General features: G+C 77.4%; 1 protein-coding gene. It reads left to right on the top strand.

Annotated elements, in window-relative coordinates; translation table 11 throughout:
• Nucleotides 1-1,009: prealbumin-like fold domain-containing protein (locus tag ICW40_RS20475; protein ID WP_221655812.1), on the top strand; the 1,009-nt coding region annotated here is incomplete at both ends.

Here is a 1,009-nt window from a genome sequence, read left to right as displayed (position 1 = left end):
GGCCGACGTCGCCCCTGCCGCCGACACCGCACCCGCGGCGGAGACCGCACCCGCGGAGACCGCACCCGCGGCCGACGTCCCGGTCGCGCCCGCGGAGGAGCCGGCCGAGGAGCCCGCGGACGTGACGGCCGAGGAGGTGCCCGCGACCGACCTCGCGGCCGCTGCGGAGGGCGACCCCGAGCTGCCGTCCGAGCCCGAGCTCCCCGAGCTCCCCCCGTGCCTCGTCGACGGCGGCCTCGAGGGTTGCTACGGCACCGGCAAGACCTACGCCGGTGTGTTCGCCGAGGACGGCGCGAACCTCGAGGGCGCGGTGTTCGAGCTCGACGTGGCGGGCACGAGCCCCGAGCCCGAGTGGACGGGCACGACCGACGCCTGGGGGTCCGTGCCGGGTTGGTACACCGTCGCCGCCGGCCGGACCGTGACGATCCGCCTGGTCGACGCGCCGGACGGCTCCATGGCGGTCGGCGAGACGTCGGGCACCTTCGGCCCGTGCGGCACCGACGTCTTCATGACCTGCTCGTACGACCTCGACGTCGAGCTCGTGCGGGCGTACCGCGCGCTCGACGTCGACGTCCGGTCCACGACCGGTGCGCCCGTCGCGCATGCGACCTTCGAGCTGTGGGGCGCGCCGGCTCCCGAGCCGGCAGAGCCGGAGCCGCTGCGTCTCCTCGCGGCGCCCGCGCCGGCCGACCTCGTGCTGATCGGCTCGGCGACCACGGACGCGAACGGCCGCCTGTCCTTCGGTGCCGTCCCGACCGGCGCGTACGAGCTGCGCAGCACCGCGGTCCCCGCCGGGTACCAGGAGCTCGCCTCGACGGTCCCGGTCACCGTCGCTGACGTGCTGCGCGCCGCGGACGCCACGACGGTCGTCGCGTCCGTGTCGCTGACCCCGGTCGTCGTCCCGAGCGCACCCGTCGTCACGCCGGTCGCCACGCCGGTCGCGGCCCCGGTCGCCACGCCGGTCGTCGTCCAGGCGGCACCCGTGCGCCCGGCCGCCGCCCGCCCGGCC

Origin of the sequence: Actinotalea ferrariae (assembly GCF_019733465.1) — a bacterium.
Lineage (GTDB): Bacteria > Actinomycetota > Actinomycetes > Actinomycetales > Cellulomonadaceae > Actinotalea > Actinotalea ferrariae_A.
The sequence above is the reverse complement of the archived record's forward strand: the minus strand, read 5'-3'. Positions and strand labels throughout refer to the sequence as shown.